Source organism: Agrobacterium sp. SORGH_AS_0440, assembly GCF_031453135.1.
Taxonomy (GTDB): domain Bacteria; phylum Pseudomonadota; class Alphaproteobacteria; order Rhizobiales; family Rhizobiaceae; genus Agrobacterium; species Agrobacterium pusense.
In genome coordinates this window covers 1884375-1901475 of sequence record NZ_JAVIYR010000001.1, presented here as the reverse complement: position 1 = coordinate 1901475, position 17101 = coordinate 1884375, and the positions used below count along the sequence as shown (strand labels likewise).

Here is a 17101-nt window from a genome sequence, read left to right as displayed (position 1 = left end):
CTTACTCCGCCGCTTCAACACGTGGGGTGGGGGCAAAATCATCCGGGAAATGCCGGAGCGCGCTCATGACGGGATAGGGCGTGAAACCGCCGAGCGCACAGAGCGAACCGAATTTCATGGTTTCGCAGAGGTCTTCCAGCAACGCCGTGTTTTTCTCCCGCTCGATGCCGAGCGCAATCTTGTCAACCGTCTCGACACCACGCGTGGAGCCGATGCGACAGGGCGTGCACTTGCCGCAACTTTCGACGGCGCAGAATTCCAGCGCAAGCCGGGCCTGATGCAGCATGTCTGCCGTATCATCGAACACCACGATGCCCGCATGGCCTATCAGGCCACCAGCCGCCGTAAACGCTTCGTAGTCAAAGACCGTGTCGAACAGCGACACCGGGAAATAAGCGCCGAGTGGTCCACCCACCTGCACCGCCTTGACAGGCCGGCCGCTGATCGTGCCGCCGCCGATATCGTTCACAAGCTGCCCGAGCGTCAGACCGAAGGCGGTTTCGTAAAGCCCGCCATGCTTGAGGTTGCCAGCAAGCTGGATCGGGATGGTGCCGTGCGAGCGGCCGACGCCGAAATCGCGATAAAACGCTGCGCCACGATCCATGATGACCGGAATGGAAGCGAGCGAAATCACGTTGTTCACGACGGTCGGCTTGCCGAACAGGCCCTGCAGGGCTGGTAACGGCGGCTTGGCGCGCACCGTTCCGCGTTTGCCTTCGAGGCTATTGAGAAGCGAGGTCTCCTCGCCACAGACATAGGCGCCGGCGCCCATGCGCACTTCCATGTCGAAAGCGCGGCCTGACCCGAGGACGGAGGACCCGAGAATACCCTCACGCCTTGCGATTTCGATCGCCTTTTCCATGACCCTGATGGCGTAGGGATATTCCGAGCGGGTATAGATGAAGCCCTTGGTCGCGCCGACGGCGAGGCCGGCAATCGCCATGCCTTCGATCAGCACGAAGGGGTCGCCTTCCATGATCATCCGGTCGGCGAAAGTGCCGCTGTCGCCCTCATCCGCATTGCAGACGATATATTTCTGGTCCGCCACCGCATCGGCAACGGTCTTCCATTTGATGCCGGTGGGGAAACCAGCGCCGCCGCGTCCGCGCAGGCCGCTCCGGGTCACCTCCGCAACGATATCCAGCGGGGCCATCGCCACAGCTTTTTCAAGACCCTTCATGCCCTGATAGGTGCGATAATCCTCCAGCGACAATGGATCGGTCACGCCACATCGGGCAAATGTGAGACGCGTCTGGCTCTTCAGGAACGGAATGTCCTTTGTCGGCCCGAGACAGAGGCGATGGGCCCTACCTTTCAGAAAATCTGCGTCAAAAAGCGAGGCGACGTCGCTCGCCTTGACGGGGCCATAGGCGATACGGCCATGCTCGGTGCGCACTTCAACCAGCACTTCAAGCCAGAGCATGCCGCGCGAGCCGTTGCGCACAATCTCGACCTCAAGGTTTCGGCCAGCGGCCTCACGGGCGATGGCATCGGCAACGCGGTTTGCACCAACGGCAAGAGCGGCGGAATCGCCGGGAACAAAAACGGTGACACTCATCGGCGTGCCTCCGCCAGAATGTCGACAAGACAGTCCTCATCAAGACGGGCATGGACTTCGCCATCCAGCATCAGGGCCGGTGCCTGAGCGCAGAGCCCGAGACAGAAGACCGGCTCAAGCGTGACGGAACCGTCGGGCGCGGTTTCGTGCCAGTCGAGGCCGAGGCGGCTCTTGATGGTTTGCGCAAGAGGCTCGCCACCCATCGACTGGCAAGCCTCGGCGCGACAGAGCTTTAAGACATGGCGACCATGCGGATGATCACGGAAATCGGGGTAGAAGGTGACGACGCCATGAACCTCTGCGCGCGATATGTTCAGCGCGGATGCGATGATCTGCTTGGCGCTTTCCGGGATATAGCCGAATTCTTCCTGCATTGCGTGCAGGATGGGCAGCAAAGGCCCCTCCAGATGGAGAAATTCATCAATGATGGCGGAAACACGCGCCGCCTCATCTACGGCAACCGCTCGAATATTCATAAGCCAGTCCTCCCAAACCGACAGGGGCAGGGATAACGAGCGGGATATAGTCAATCCTTTCGCCGCCCTGCAGTGCTTGCAAGAATGTCGAGATCGGCGGGATCAGGTCAATAATCAGTTTCCGTCATTTGATAGGAAATTCCTATCAAATGCCTTCTCGGCGGCCCTTTGGCGAGCCTCGTGAAGCAGCGCGGAGACGAGCGGAGTGTGTGGTTCCCGGTGGGTGGCAATCAGGCCCACGAGGTGCTCGGGGTCCGGATCGGTAATCGGGATTATCCTGATCTGCTTAGGAAAACCGAACGATTCTGCGAGGTTACGCGGCATTATTGAAGCCCATTGTCCGGTGCGGATATGAGAAAAAAGCACGATCATCGAGTTGGATTCGAGAGTCGGCTTGGCTTCCACGCCAGCCTCGGCCATGTGCCGGTTGATGATGCGCCTGTTCTGCATGTCCGGAGTTAATAGACAAAGCCTAAGACTGGAAACCTGTTGCCAGGTAACGCTTTCCTGATCAGCAAGTGGCGTTCCGGCAGCCGCGATGAGGTGATAACGCTCGGAATAGAGCGGCACCGTGGTCACGCGTCCGAGCGGCTCATTGTCGAGGTAACTGATTCCCGCGTCGATCTCGAGGTTTTCAATCTGGCTCAAAACCTGCAGCGAAGTGCGGGACGTGACGGAAAAAGTCACATCGGGATGGCGCGCCTGGAAGGATTCGGTCAATCGCGGCACCATGGCAAGCGCGGTCGGAATGACGGCCAGGCGTATATGTCCGGCAAGGCCCCTACGGGCGGCGCGCATTTCCTCACGCATGGTGCGTGTATCGCCAACGATACGACGCGCCCATTCAAGCACACGCTGGCCTTCCGGCGTCAGCCCCTGATACCGCGCTGAACGCACCACGAGAACGACGCCCAACTGATCCTCCAGCTGCCGAATTGCGGCCGACAGGCTGGGCTGGGAGACACCACATTCCTCCGCCGCCCGGCCGAAATGTTCAGCCCGCGCCAATGCAATGAAAAATTCCAGCTTGTCGATCATACGCTCTCCCCCGCGGCGCGCCCGCTTGACCGGTGTGCGCGGGAGAACACTAGAACGTGGCGCAAGCGCCCGCAAATGGCCGCGGGCATTTTCCTGCAAACTAGGCGCAGGCGACGAGGGCCGGCCCTTTCACCCGCGGATAGTCGTAAGCATTGACCTTCGAGGTATTGTAACCGGCGCCAACGAGAGCTTCGGCAAGCTTGATCGCTGCCGTCACACCATCGATGACCGGAACACCTGTGGCGTCGCGCAGCCGGTCGCAGAGCGAGGACATGCCCGCGCAGCCGAGAATGATTGCTTCTGCCGCATCCTCCCGCTTGGCGACCTCGATTTCGCGACGAAGCAGGGCTTCCGCGACCTCCGGGTCTTCTTCAAGGCCAAGAACCGGCAGGTTGATGGCCCGGACCTTCCGGCAATGCCGTTGCGCGCCGTAATCTTCCACCAGATCTTCGATGATCGCGATGGAACGCGGCAGCGTCGTGATGATCGAGAAGCGGCGGCTGATCGTCATCGCCACCTGCACGGCGGCCTGGCAGATGCCGATGACGGGTCCACGCGCCACTTCGCGTGCGGCGTGAAGTCCAGGATCGTCGAAACAGGCGATCACATAGGCATCCACGCCCAGCGCCTCGCCCTTGCGGATTTCCGCGAGCAGCCCGGGAACGGCCATGGCCTCATCCGCCTGCCCTTCGATGCTGACGGGGGTATCGTCAGGATTTGCCGCGGAGACGTGGGTCTCCTTCTGCTTGACCCTTAACGCGCTATCGAGAGCCTGCGCGGTCATGGAGGCGGTGGAATTGGGATTGATCAAACGAATATGCATCGCACGCATCCTGATGAGCTGTCACTTGCCGTCAGGCGCGGTGAAATCGGTGATTGGTGGCGCCTTCAAAACAAACTGGCGGTCCGAGGTGATGTAGTTGTCGGCGTGAAGCCGGGCGATCGGCTGGTAGCGATCGGCATCGACATAACGTCCCTCTTCATCGAGGCATTCGTTATGGACATGCATATGAACCACTTCGCCCAGCACCAGCGTGCGGCGGGGGTAATCGATCAGTCGCTCCACCCGGCACTCGAAGGCGCAGGGCGATTGCGCGGCATAACTCGCATCGATCTTGCTGCAGGGCATGGCCGTAAGCTTGGCCATCGACATCTCGTCAACTTCATTGTCGAAGCCGAGACCGCAGATCAGCATCTGCTCCGAAAGCGACATATCGACCATATTGACCACGAACTCGCCAGTGCGGCGGATATTCACCATCGTATCCTTTTCCTCGCCGCTCACCTTCGGCTGAATGCCGAGGACCACGATGGGAGGATCATGCGAAAAGACGTTGAAGAAGCTCATCGGTGCTGCATTGTTATGGCCCGCTTCCGAGCGGGTCGTCACGAGCGCGATCGGCCGCGGACCGATAAAATTCGTCAGAAGGCGGTAGCGGCTCTGGGGCTCAAGCGCGCTGAAATCGAATTCCATGATCGGCATCCTAATTTAGTCTACAATTATCTCTCATATTGTTGACAATGTTGCAACCAAAATCCCGTTGATACGGTTGACTTTTTCATTCACATCACGCTTCTCTAGGACGATTGGGGAGTATGTCGAATGAGCGAGCAGGCCGGCCCGTCCACGCAGCAGATTGTCGAGAAAGTATGGCTTTCGATCGCCGAACGCCGGCTGCGTCCGGGGGTGCAGCTGAAAGAAGAGCAACTGGCGACAATCTTTGGCGTCAGCCGTGCCAGAATCCGCCAGGCCTTGTCCGTTCTCGAACGTGACGGACTGGTGACTATCGTTCCCAATCGCGGTGCTTTCGTCTCCAAACCGTCGGTCGAGGAAGCCCGCGACGTCTTCTTCGTGCGCCGTACCGTCGAGCAATGCGTTGTCGAAAGACTTTGCAAATCCGCCACCAAGACCGATCTCAAAAAGCTACGCGACCACGTGGCCAAAGAGCGCGTGGCCAATGCCAAAAACGTCACGACCGACATCATCAAGCTTTCCGGCGGGTTCCACCTTCTGCTTGCGGAAACGCTCGGTTCTGATTTCCTCTTTACCACCATGCGCGACCTCATTTCCCGCTCGTCGCTGATAACAGCCGTTTACCGTAACACGGATCGCTTCAACTGCGGCCCGGACGAACATGCAGAAATCGTCGATGCGATCGCCAACAATGATCCGTCGCGGGCCATCCACCTGATGACCCACCACCTCGAGCATGTGGAAGCGGAGCTCGATCTCAGCGAAATCCGCGACCTTTCCCACGACCTGCGCGCCGCGCTCGGCTGATCCCCCGCTCAGGCGCGCTGTCGCTCGCCTGCCCATTGCGTGTCATCTTCGACCAGATGACAGGCAACCCGCGTGCCGTTGGCAAGGCTTTTCACCTTCGGGACTTCTGCCGAACATTGCGCCGTTGCGAGCGGACAACGCGGGTGAAACGCGCAACCCGAAGGCGGCTTCAGAGGGCTTGGCACTTCACCGGCAACAATCTCCCGGTCCCGCTGCGGCGCCTTGATATTAGGGATCGTCTGGAGAAGCAGCCGTGTATAGGGATGGCGCGGATTGGCGAAAAGCTCTTCCGTATCCCCCTCCTCCACAATCCGGCCGAGATACATCACCGCGATACGGTCTGACATGTGACGAACAACGCTCATGTCGTGGCTGATGAAGAGATAGGTGAGGCCGAGTTCATCCTGCAGGCGGCGCATGAGGTTCAGCACCTGCGCCTGCACCGAAACGTCGAGCGCCGATGTCGGCTCATCGCAGACGAGGAATTCCGGTTCGCTTGCCAATGCACGGGCAATGGAGATGCGCTGGCGTTGACCGCCGGAAAATTCATGCGGAAACTTTTCGCCATCGGAGGCTGAAAGGCCCACGGTTTTGAGAAGCTCCTCCACCCGCTCCATCGTTTCAGCCTTGGTCGCGCGCAGCTTCAATTCGCGGATCGGCTCTGCGATGATGTTCTTCACCCGCCAGCGCGGATTGAGCGAGGCATAGGGATCCTGAAAGATCATCTGCGCCGACAGGGGTTTGCCCCTGCCGCCCGCCGCGAATTGAAACTCGCCGGCACTTGGCCGGAAAAGCCCTGTCACCAGGCGGGCAACAGTCGACTTGCCGCAGCCGCTTTCACCGACGATACTGAGACAGCCGCCGGCCGGAACGGTAAAATCGATATCGTTGACGGCCTGCACGAACTGCCGGGGTTTGCGCTCGATGAGGCGATTGAGCAGCGGGGCCGAAACGTCGAAGGTTTTCGTCAGGCCCTTCACCGTCAAGGCCGGCTTGTTCTGTGCGGCCTTTTGAGATGCGGATTGTGTCATGCTGTGCCTCCTGCATTCAGCCAGCACGCACTGGCGCCGTTGCCGACGGTTTCGAGTTCAGGCCTTTCCCGCCGACAGCGTGGCCCGGCGAATCCACAGCGTGGATTAAACGCGCATCCGGGCGGGATCGCATCGAGACGCGGCATCGCGCCGTCGATCTGGTTCAGCCGCTCCACCCGTGCGCCAAGTGAGGGAATGGAGGCCATCAGGCCCTGCGTATAGGGGTGGCGCGGTTCGTGCAGCACCTGCTCGACCGGGCCCACCTCGATCAGCCGGCCGGCATAAAGCACCGCCACACGGTCGGCAGCCTCGGCAATGACGCCCATATCGTGGGTGACGAGCATGACCGCCGTCTGCTTTTCCTTGCACAGCCGCCGCAGCAGGGAAATGATCTGCGCCTGGATCGAGACATCGAGCGCCGTCGTCGGCTCATCGGCAATGATGAGTTTCGGAGAGGCGGCGAGCGCCAGCGCAATGACGACACGCTGGCGCATGCCGCCGGAAAACTGGTGCGGATAATGATCGATACGATCAGCAGGTGATGGAATGCCGACATCCTTCAACAGTTGAACGGCCCGTGCGCGTGCATCCGCTTTCGACAGCGGCAGGTGCTGGCGGATCGTCTCGACAAGCTGCGCACCGATAGTAAAGAGTGGATTGAGCGAGGTTAGCGGGTCCTGAAAGATCGCACCGATCTCACGACCGCGAATGCTTTCCATCGCCCGGTCATCCAGTTGATCGATACGGCGCGACCCGAGCCATATTTCGCCATCGGCAATGTGGCCGGGTTTCTCGAGCAGGCCCTGTATGGCGAGGCCCGTCATGGATTTGCCGGCACCGGATTCACCGACAACACCCAGGATTTCACCGGGCCGGATCGAAAGGCTGATATCGGAAAGCGCGGTAACGGTGCCTCGACGGCCGGGAAACTCGACCTTGAGATTGCGGACATCAATAACCGATTGGTTCATGTCAACCATGCTGGGCGACCTCCACCGGATAGCTCGGAGGGAAGATTTCGGAGACGGGCGGATTTGCCCAGCTCCGTTCGGGATATTTTGCAATCAGGCGATCGAACTGCGCCTGCGCCTGTTCACGGGCACGCCGCATGTCGATACGGGCGACCTGCCTTTCACGCATGGAAAGACGGCCGTCGACAAAAACGGCCCGCGTGACCTTGCCCGAACCGCCGGTCACCAGCGTGGTGATCGGATCGATGCTCGGCGCCATGACGGTATCGTCGAGGTCAAAGACAGCAATGTCTGCCCTTGCACCCGGGGAAAGATGGCCAAGGTCAGATCGTCCAAGAGCCCGCGCGCCGCCAAGTGTGGCCGCATCGAAGAGATCGGCACAGCGGATCTGGTCCGGAGCACCGTCATTGATGCGGCAGGTGATCAGCCCTACGAGCAAATTCATCAGCATGTCCGCCGGGGCCGTATCCGTTCCCATCGCGATATTGATGCCGCGTTTGCGGCAGGAGGAGAAGGATGAGAGCGTGCTGCCACCACGGCTCGAAACCAGCGGACAGTGGACGATGGAGACGCCGTTTTCCGCATAGAGCGCCAGATCTTCTTCCGTCGCATTGGTGGCGTGCGGCGCAATTAGCCTTTCGCTGAGCAGCCCGGCCTTGGCGAGCCAGACTGGCGCGGTCGAACCGTGGAGCTTGCGAACCGTATCGACCTCCATGACGCCCTGCGCCATATGGAGACGAAACTTGCAGCCGAGTTCGCGGGCCGCTGCGTCGGTGCGCTCAATGAGCGCCAGGGTGGAGGTTTCCACGCGGTCCGGCGCGAGTATGCCGCGCACCAGATCGCCGTGCCTTCCACTCTGCTTTTCGATGAAGGCAATTGCGTCGGCGAGGCCCTGAAAACCACGTTCCTCATCAAAAACAGGCACCATACGGCCCGGTTCTTCCAGCACCATGCCGCCTGAACGGAAGGCTGGGCTGAGATAAACGCGCAAACCAAGTTCTCCGGCGGCATCGGCGGCCGCCTCGAATTCCGCCACGGTCTCCCCCCATTCGCGATAAAACAGCGATGCGATGGGGGCTGCCGTGGTGATGCCATTGAGGAGCAGACTGCCCGAAGGCGAAACGCTTCTGGAAGGCAAGCTCTTCCGGGGAATACATCTCGTAAGGACCAGCCTCGACATAGGAGCGCGGCCAGACACGACCCTTCGCCCAGCCCGGATGATGATCAATGCCGAGGATCGTCGTATCGAGATCGGAAAGCGCATCGAGATCGATCAGGCCGGGGCTGACGAGCGCATTACCAAAATCGATACGCCGGGCGACCTCTCCGGGAAATTCATGCCCGACAAAGACGATTTCGCCGTTTTCGAAAACAACCTCGCCGTTTTTCAGAAGGCGGTGCGATCCATCCTTGTGCCCGACAACCCAGCTGGCTGTGAGTAACGTCCGCCCTTGTGGCCTTTCGCCGAGTTGCAACGCATTGAGAACGTCGCTCATCACGGCGCCTCCACAATGGCTTTGCCATCTCTCGCGGTAACCCGGCCGCCTTTGACGACCAGCGGCCGCGGCGCGATATCGACAACAGCATGCGCCAGCGTTTCGCCGGTCAGCAGCGTGAAGTCGGCAGCACAGCCGATCTCCATGCCGTAATCCTCAAGACCCATGACATCGGCGCCACCCCTGGAAACGACATGGAGCACATGCGCAAGTTCGATATCCGAACGCAGACCGTTTTTCATGCCGATGATCTTGGCGCGATCCAGCATGTCCGGCTGTCCCCACGGACCCCATGTGTCGCGGATGCCATCACAGCCGCCGCCAACGCGCACACCCGCCTCCTTGAGGCGCATGATCGACGGCACGCTTGCCGATGGCGCACCCGTGGTCAGGATGGCGACATCAAGCCGCGCAATCTCGTCGATCAGCCTGCCGACGCGCAAATAGTCGTTCATGCCAAGGGCAAAGGCGTGGCTGATGGCAACGTTGCCCTGCATGCCGTTTGCCCGGATGCGCTCGAAGATGAGCTCCATCGTGAAGGCGCCGAGGTCGGCGGCTTCGTGCAGATGAATATCGATCGGCACGCCGTGTTTTGTCGCCAGTTGAAAAAGAATGTCCAGCTGGCCCTTCGGATCGCGGTCAATTCCGCAGGGATCGATGCCGCCAAGCACCTCGCAGCCTTGCTTCAACGCCTCATCGAGAAGCTCCACCGTGCCGGGCATGACCATGACGCCGGATTGCGGGAAGGCGACGACCTCGATGTCGATGATGCCATTAAGCTTCTCACGGGTTTCCCATATGCCCTCTACCAGTTTCAGGCCATGGGTGGGGTCGATATCGACATGGCTGCGAATATGGGTGCCGCCATTGGCCGCAAGGCCGATGGCATGGCGCATGGACTGGCGATGCGGATCGATGCCGATCTGAACGCGGTTTTCCCGCTCGAAATCGATCCGCTCGCGCAGGATGGCAGCACGATTGTTGACGTGCCAGGGCATGCCCCACGTCGTCTTGTCCAGATGCGTATGGGCATCGATAAGACCGGGAACGGCAATTGCTCCCTTGCCATCCTCAACCGGCATGCCGGGTTCGGCGTCAAATGTTCCGAAACCTGAAATCTTGCCGTTCCTGATCAAAATATCGCAGGCTTCGCCCGCCATGGGCCGTACGTTGCGCAGAAGAAGATCGTGCATGGAGCTCACCTCAGTTTCGGATTGAGCGCATCGCGCAGCCAGTCACCCAGAAGGTTGACGGTGACGACGAGCAGGCAGAGTTGGAAGACAGGGAACAGCACGATCCACCAGGAGCCGGAGAACAGAAACTGGTTGCCGATACGGATCAGCGTGCCGAGCGACGGCTGGCTTGGTGGCATGCCAATGCCAAGGAAGGACAGCGTCGCTTCCGTCAGGATCGCCATGCCGAAATTCAGCGTGGCGGCAACCATGATCGGCGTTAACGTATTGGGCAGGATATGCGCCGCCATGATGCGGCGGGCGGGCACGCCGATCAGCTTAGCGGCCTGAACATAGTCCTTGCCGGTTTCCACAATCGCCTGTGCACGGACCGTTCGCGCATATTGCACCCAGGCGGAAAGCGCGATGGCGAGAATGAGCACGGCGGATGCACCGACCTCACGCAGATTGTCCGGCAGCATTTGCCGCACGACTGTCGACACGAGGATGGCAACCAGAATGGTCGGGATCGAGAGCGTGATGTCACCGATGCGCATCAGGAGGCCATCGGCAAAACCGCCGAAGTACCCCGCCACCAGACCTGCCGTCATGCCGATGACGAGCGAAAGCAGCACGGAGGCGACACCGATGACGATGGAGATGCGTGTGCCGTAGAGAATGGCCGAGAGCATGTCGCGTCCCTGCGTATCTGTTCCAAGCAGAAACGGCCATTCGCCACCCTCCTGCCAGATCGGCGGAAGCTCGGCCTTCCACATGTCCAGCGATGCACCGTCATAGGGATTCTGGGGCGCAATCCACGGCGCGAAGACAGCTGCGAGGATCAGGATTGCGAGAATGAGCGCGCTGATCTTGGCCGACTTGCTGCGGCTGAACGACCAGTAGAGATCGCTATCGCGCATGCGGCTGAAAAGTGACCGACGGGCGGGTTTTTCCGTTTGCGAAAGGTCTGTCATGAAACTGGCTCCCTTCGGTTAGCGCGCGGTGCGCAGACGCGGATCGATGACCGCATAGGCGATATCGACGAACGTGTTGAGGACAACGAAGATGAAGGAGATGATGCAGAGATAGGCCGCCATGACGGGGATATCGAGGAAGGTAACCGCCTGAATGAACAGCATGCCCATGCCCGGCCACTGAAACACCGTTTCCGTGATGAGCGCGAAGGCGATGAGGGAACCCACATTCATCGTCGTCAATGTCACCACCGGCATCAGACAGTTGCGCAGCGCATGACGGAAGTAGATCCGCCAGCGCGGAATGCCACGTGCCCGTGCGAACTTCACGAAATCGGACCGCAGAACTTCAAGCATTTCAGCCCGCACCAGACGCATGACGAGGGTGATCTGATAAAGCGAAAGCGCGATAGCCGGAAGAATGAGCGCAGCACGCCCGGACGAGGTCAAAAGCCCGGTTGACCACCAGCCGAGCTGAACGACATCGCCACGGCCAAAGGCCGGTGCCCAGCCGAGGGAAACGGAAAAGACAAGAATGAGAAGAATGCCGACAACGAAGCTTGGCAGGGAAACCCCGACGATCGACAGGAACTGCAGACCTTCCGTGTACCACTTCCCGCGCCGGATCGCCGTCAGAACACCCAGAGGCAGGCCGACGACCAGAGAGATGACGGTGGCAACCAGCACCAGCTCAAGGGTCGCGGGGAACCTTTCCGCGATCAGCGGCAGCACCTGCTGGCCGTTGCGGTAGGAAACGCCGAAATTGCCCTCCGCCGCGTCTTTGACGAACCGCAGATATTGGGTCGGCAGGCTGTCATTGAGGCCGAGCCTCTCACGCAGGGCTGCACGATCCTCCTGCGACGTCTGTTCGCCGACCATCAGCTCGACGGGATCACCCGCCAGCCGAAAGATGAGAAAGGCGATAAGCGCAACGGAAAGCATGACCAGCACGGCATTTCCCAAACGCTTGATGATGAATACCAGCATTGTTACCTCTCGGACGCGAGCCTGAGCCGCGTAGGCTTTCAGGTTCGATCATTCTCTTCCAGAGATGGGCAAAGGTTACGCGGCGTGTAGGAACCACGAACACAGTGCAACTTTGTCGACAATTTTTGACACGGTTTCGTTCAGCTTCACATCCAGTCAAATGAACTGGCGCGTGCTCGAATATCTGCTGAAACAGGTGAGGCGCTCGGTCCAGTGACCGGCGCCTCGCTTGCTGTCCGCCTTATTTGTCGAGCTGGGTCAGCCAATGGCGTGGCTTGTTGTCGGCGCGGAAGTCGACGCTTTTGACCTTGGCCAGCATAGCCCACGCAATCGGCTGCTGATGCAGCGGAACGAGCATGGTCTCGTCCTTGGCGATTTTCAGGGCAGCTTCTTCGAGCGCCAGACGCTTCGTATTGTCCTGCTCCTGCGCCGCCTGCGCAACAAGCTTGTCGATCTCGGGATTGGACCAGCCGCCATAGTTGGAGACGCCCATCGCGCCCTTGCGGGTCGAGAGGATCTGCGACAGCATCGAGAAGGCGTCAAGAGTCGGCTCGTTTGCCCAGCTGAGGTTGAAGACGTCAGCCTTGCCGCCATTACGCTTGGGTGACTGCACGGAACGTGGCGCAATATCGATGGTAGGCTGGAAACCGCCGCGCTTCAACATGTTGGCAACGCCCGAGCAGATATCCTCTTCGTTGACGCTCTCGTCATTCATGCAGGTATAGGTGAAGGCAAGGTTCTTCATGCCCGCATCGGCGAGCAGCTTCTGCGCCTTGGCCGGATCGGCCGGCTCGAACGTGTCGAGCGATTTGGCATAACCAGCGATCTCAGGTGCGATCAGCGAGCCGGATGGTCTTGCAAGACCACGCATGACTTTTTTGTTGATCAGGTCACGATCGATGGAGGCTTCGAAGGCCTGACGGACGCGCAGATCATTAAAGGGGTTTGGCTGACCGTTTTCCAGTTTTTCGCGGCGGTTGAAGCCAATGAAAAGCGTGCGAAGCTCGGTGCGCTTCTTGACCGTGATATTGGGCGAGGATTCCAGGCGCGGCAAATCCTGGATCGGGGCGGAGTCGATCAGGTCGATTTCACCTGACAGCAGTGCCGCGACGCGTGTTGCCGCAGATGCGATCGGCACGAATTCGATGCGGTCGAGATTGTGCTTCTTCTGGTCCCACCAGCCTTCATTGGCAACGAGAACAGTCTTGCTGTCGGGAACGCGGCTTTCGAGCCTGAACGGGCCTGTGCCATTGGTGTGCATGGTGGTGTAGCCATCGACCTTCGACGCGAAGTCGGTAGGCTTCTCGCTATTGTTATCTTTCAACCACTTGGCGTTAAAAATGAAGATATTGGTTATGTCGTTCAGAAAGAGAGAAGTCGGTGCGTTGACATCGAGGTCCACCGTGTAGTCGTCAACTTTTTTGACGCCAGCGTAAATCGGGATATTGCCCCGCAGCGGCGACGTCGCGTCCGAAGCGCGCGTGAAGGATGCGACGACATCATCGGCGGTGAAGTCTGCGCCGTCATGAAATTTCACGCCCTTGCGAAGGGTAAAGCGCCAGGTCTCTCCATCAATCAGCTTCCACTCGGTGGCGAGTGCCGGCTCGATCTGGAAGTCCGGTCCGTAGCGGACGAGACCCTCGTAGATATGATTGAGAAAAGCGAGGTTGGATGTGGACGGGACCGAATAGGGATCGAGCGAATAGAGATCGGCGCGACCGCCCCAGCGAAGGGTCTCCGCGCTGGCGGGAACGGCAATGGCGGCAGCAGCCATGGCAGCCAGGACAAAACTTCTGATACGGGACATTTGATCCCCCCTTTTTATTGATCGTTGGAAACCGGCACGGGTCCGGTCAGGCAGAAGGAGTATTGTTTCGCCGAGGCTTATTGTCAATAATATTGTTGACAATTATCGTACTCAAAATCGCAAGTTTTTGAATACGAGTTTAAGCGAGGGAGGAGAGAATATGACAGGCTTTCTGCTGCGGCACGGAACGATCGTTACGGTCGACAAGGAGCGGCGTATTATTGAGAACGGCGCACTGGCGATAGAAGGCGACAGGATTGTCGACATCGGCACTGTGGATGAACTTGACCCCCGCCACAGTGATAAGGCGGTTATCGACTGCAGGGGAAAGCTTCTCATTCCTGGCCTGATCGATGCCCATGGCCACGCGGGCCACGCCCTTCTTCGCAGCATCGCAGCGGACACCAATGCGATGTGGATGAAAATCATCACGCCGACCTATTACCACTACGTCACCCGCGACTACTGGTATGCCGACGGGCTGATTTCCGGCATTGAACGGCTGCGCGCCGGGGTGACGACCGGGGCCAGCATCATCACTTCGATGCCACGCGCGGATGACCCCGTCTTCGCCATCAACCACGCCCGCGCCTATAGCGAACTCGGCCTTCGCGAAATCATCTGCGTCGGGCCGTCAGGCCTCCCATGGCCTCATCCGGTCACACGGTGGGAGAGCGGTCTACCGGAACGTCGCGACGTTAGCTTCGACGAGATGATGGATGGCAGCGAAGCGGTGATCGAAGCATTGCACGGCAGCGCCGATGGCCGCATCAGCGTTTTCCTGACGCCTTTCACCATCGCACCGTCGGTCGAACCCTCCAATGCATCTACGCCGGACCAGGCAGTGAAACTGACAGAGGGTGACAGAATGCAGGCCCGCCGGATACGCGAGATGGCGCGCAAGACCGGTGTCAGGCTTCATTCCGACGCCTTTGCCGGGCAAATCCGCATGGCGTTTCAGGACAAGGAAAATGCCCTGCTTGGCCCTGACATTCACCTTCAGCATTGCTGGGGTATCTCCCACGACGAAATAGACATACTGGCCGAGACCGGCACACGCGTGACCCATGCGCCGCCGGGCCGCGCAACTCCCATCATGGAAATGATGTCAAAAGGGATTCGTGTCGCCATCACCACCGATGGCGCAGCTCCAAGCCGCCATTTCGACATGTTGCAGACGGCGCGCCTGGCACAATTTACGCAACATCTCCTGCACAATCACGACCGCTACCTGCTTCCGCCGGGCAAGATCTTAGAGATGATCACGATCGATGCCGCCCACGCTATCGGCATGGAGGACGAGATCGGTTCGCTCGAGATCGGCAAGAAGGCTGACGTCGTCATCATCGACATGCGGAAGCCGCATCTCATGCCAATGTGGATGCCGGTCCACCGTCTGGTCCATCAGGTTCTTGGCAGCGATGTCGATACCGTCTTTGTAGACGGTAGATTGCTGATGGAAAATGGCCGGGTACTGACATCGGATGTAGACGCCGCCATTACCTTCGGCCAACAGGAAGCCATGGCACTGGCAGAACGAGCGGGTCTGAAAGCACACATGCACGATCCGGGCTGGGGCTGCCTGCTGCGCACGTTCGACGAACCCGTGCTCCCTCCCCGTCCGCCAGCGGATGCGAGATTCCGCGCCGCCGACAAAGAGCCTGTTCAGGATCACAAATCGACGCGGGATCAATAATCGACTGGGGTCGGCAACGTCCCCTGGCACTTCTTGCCAACATCACGACAAAGACTCCCCGGCCAGGAGAGGACCGGGGAGCAAACCCGACATCATGTCAGGAACTTTGACTGGAGCTAGCACTCACCCGTTCAAGAAACGGGGTGGATCTGAGTTGTCTAACCCAGTTATGCTTTTTGTCAGCCTCTGTTAGAACGAACGCTCGAGACGAACGAAACCGGTCCAGCTGTCGCCACCACCGTTTACGCCCTTCTTGCCATCGACGTCCTGATAGGTGACCGCAACCTTGGTGGAGAGACCAGAGGTGATCTTGTAACCAGCAGCGACGCCAGCGCGCCATGCATCGCGGCTGCCAACGAAGTCGTTGTTAGCGCCGATGTCGATCGTGCCGAAATACTGGAAGCCGGGGGTGATGGTCAGCTTGTCAGTTGCCTTGATGGCGTATTCAGCAGCAACAGTCCACTCGGACAATTCGTAGTAGTAGTTGGCGCCGGAAGCCCAAGCACCGGAGATGCCGAGCGTGCCGGGACCGATGTCAGCCGTGATGATTGCGCGGATTGCACCGTTTTCCTGGTTCGTGTCGTAACCGCCGAGCAGGTTGGCCTTAACGCCGCCGATCTTTGCGCCGATGATGGCGCTGATGCCAACATCGTTCGTGTTGGTCTGGAACTTCCCGCCCTTCGTAACGCCGAGTTCGGAAGTGCCCTTACGCGAACCTTCGAGCTCTTCAACAACGACACCGACGTAGAATGAGCCGGCGTCGTAGGTGTAACGGATAGCGTTCAGACGGGTGCGGTTGGAGCTGAGCTGGTCATACTCACCGGAGAGACCGTCGTCCCACCAGTTGTAGTAGAAACCGACTTTCAGGCCGCTGAGTTCGATGAAAGCCTGATCAAGAACGAAGTTGCGGTCAGTATCGTTATCGGCCTGACCGCGCAGACCGATGTAGCCACGCAGAGCGCCGAGTTCGGTGTCGGTGCGGGTGTCAATGTTGAACTGGGCGCGGGTAAAAGAGTCCCAGTCAGATGTACCGGACTGGTTACGACCGAAGTCCGTCTGGAAACGAACGTAACCGTCGAACTTCAGGCAGGTTTCGGTGCCGGGGATGTAAAAGAAGCCGGTGCCGAAAGCATCGCAGACACGAACATATTCCATGGGCTCCGGCTCGGCAGCGACGATGGCGTCAGCGGCCTGTGCGCCGGATACTGCTGCGAGAGCCGCAGCGGAGCCGATCAAAAGGCTCTTGATGTTCATTTGTAATCTCCAGTCAAAAATTTTTCAACGAATGCGCAAATTTGTGGGCTGGTCTTTTCCCTGCCGCCCGCTTCCCTGCGCTGATCAGCAAATGACAGAAATCGCGGGGGAGTCGCAATTCAAATCTCCGGATTTAAAATACAACACGATGACGCAATCATATTACGTAGTAAAATTACAACAAGTATAAAGTTTAAAATATAAAAATACACTTATATACACTGGGAGAATATGTTTTATTGGATATTTAATCTACGGTAACATTCTAATATAACGAAACTAGTAACAATATCGCTGCGGCAGGAGCCAACAGCTCACCTTGAATAACAACGGTGATGTGACAATGGCCGAGGCTGGTGC

14 protein-coding genes and 1 pseudogene are annotated in these 17101 nt (G+C 59.0%); 2 read left to right on the top strand and 13 right to left on the bottom strand.

Annotated elements, in window-relative coordinates; translation table 11 throughout:
* Nucleotide 1: 1 nt before the first annotated feature.
* The 5 genes from QE453_RS08595 to QE453_RS08575 all read right to left on the bottom strand — a co-directional run bounded on the left by QE453_RS08595 (nt 2) and on the right by QE453_RS08575 (nt 4546).
* Nucleotides 2–1558: an NADH-quinone oxidoreductase subunit NuoF gene (locus QE453_RS08595; RefSeq protein WP_309776758.1), complete on the bottom strand. Its 1557-nt coding sequence runs from the start codon at nt 1556–1558 to the stop codon at nt 2–4.
* On the bottom strand, nt 1555–2034 hold the full coding sequence (locus tag QE453_RS08590) for a formate dehydrogenase subunit gamma (RefSeq protein ID WP_309776757.1): 480 nt from the start codon (nt 2032–2034) through the stop codon (nt 1555–1557). The genes QE453_RS08595 and QE453_RS08590 overlap by 4 nt, the downstream gene beginning before the upstream one ends.
* 114 nt (nt 2035–2148) lie before the next feature.
* Nucleotides 2149–3072 (bottom strand): LysR family transcriptional regulator, encoded by a 924-nt coding sequence (locus tag QE453_RS08585; RefSeq protein ID WP_006700319.1) that lies wholly within the window; start codon nt 3070–3072, stop codon nt 2149–2151.
* A 100-nt stretch (nt 3073–3172) separates the two neighbouring features.
* Nucleotides 3173–3895, bottom strand: a complete 723-nt coding sequence (locus tag QE453_RS08580; protein WP_034498489.1) for an aspartate/glutamate racemase family protein — start codon at nt 3893–3895, stop codon at nt 3173–3175.
* A 21-nt stretch (nt 3896–3916) separates the two neighbouring features.
* Nucleotides 3917–4546: a flavin reductase family protein gene (locus tag QE453_RS08575; RefSeq protein ID WP_022563864.1), complete on the bottom strand. Its 630-nt coding sequence runs from the start codon at nt 4544–4546 to the stop codon at nt 3917–3919.
* A 129-nt stretch (nt 4547–4675) separates the two neighbouring features.
* Between QE453_RS08575 and QE453_RS08570 the strand changes: the two genes are divergently transcribed.
* Nucleotides 4676–5353, top strand: coding sequence for a GntR family transcriptional regulator (locus QE453_RS08570; protein ID WP_006700316.1), 678 nt, complete (start codon nt 4676–4678; stop codon nt 5351–5353).
* 8 nt (nt 5354–5361) lie between these two features.
* Here the strand turns inward: QE453_RS08570 and QE453_RS08565 are convergent, their stop codons facing one another.
* From QE453_RS08565 to QE453_RS08535, 7 genes and pseudogenes are all read right to left on the bottom strand, one after another.
* Complete coding sequence (locus tag QE453_RS08565) at nt 5362–6384, bottom strand: oligopeptide/dipeptide ABC transporter ATP-binding protein (RefSeq protein ID WP_309776755.1); 1023 nt, start codon at nt 6382–6384, stop codon at nt 5362–5364.
* Entirely contained in the window at nt 6381–7364 is a 984-nt protein-coding gene (locus tag QE453_RS08560; RefSeq protein WP_309776754.1) for an ABC transporter ATP-binding protein, read from the bottom strand. Before QE453_RS08560 ends, QE453_RS08565 begins: the two co-directional genes overlap by 4 nt.
* Nucleotides 7357–8851: pseudogene (locus QE453_RS08555) on the bottom strand (amidohydrolase family protein). The gene QE453_RS08560 and the pseudogene QE453_RS08555 overlap by 8 nt, the downstream one beginning before the upstream one ends.
* A complete protein-coding gene (locus QE453_RS08550) occupies nt 8851–10044 on the bottom strand; it encodes an amidohydrolase family protein (RefSeq protein WP_309776753.1) in 1194 nt (397 codons plus the stop codon). Before QE453_RS08550 ends, QE453_RS08555 begins: the two are co-directional and overlap by 1 nt.
* A 5-nt stretch (nt 10045–10049) precedes the next feature.
* Nucleotides 10050–10997 (bottom strand): ABC transporter permease, encoded by a 948-nt coding sequence (locus QE453_RS08545; protein WP_111813774.1) that lies wholly within the window; start codon nt 10995–10997, stop codon nt 10050–10052.
* Between the two features lie 18 nt (nt 10998–11015).
* Nucleotides 11016–11984: an ABC transporter permease gene (locus QE453_RS08540; protein WP_004444583.1), complete on the bottom strand. Its 969-nt coding sequence runs from the start codon at nt 11982–11984 to the stop codon at nt 11016–11018.
* Nucleotides 11985–12225: 241 nt separating this feature from the next.
* Nucleotides 12226–13791 (bottom strand): ABC transporter substrate-binding protein, encoded by a 1566-nt coding sequence (locus QE453_RS08535; protein ID WP_309776752.1) that lies wholly within the window; start codon nt 13789–13791, stop codon nt 12226–12228.
* Nucleotides 13792–13951: 160 nt separating this feature from the next.
* Here QE453_RS08535 and QE453_RS08530 point away from each other — a divergent pair, with 160 nt between their 5' ends.
* Nucleotides 13952–15487, top strand: coding sequence for an amidohydrolase family protein (locus tag QE453_RS08530; protein WP_309776751.1), 1536 nt, complete (start codon nt 13952–13954; stop codon nt 15485–15487).
* Between the two features lie 189 nt (nt 15488–15676).
* Here QE453_RS08530 and QE453_RS08525 read toward each other — a convergent pair whose 3' ends face one another.
* Nucleotides 15677–16741, bottom strand: coding sequence for a porin (locus QE453_RS08525; protein WP_309776750.1), 1065 nt, complete (start codon nt 16739–16741; stop codon nt 15677–15679).
* Nucleotides 16742–17101: the final 360 nt, after the last annotated feature.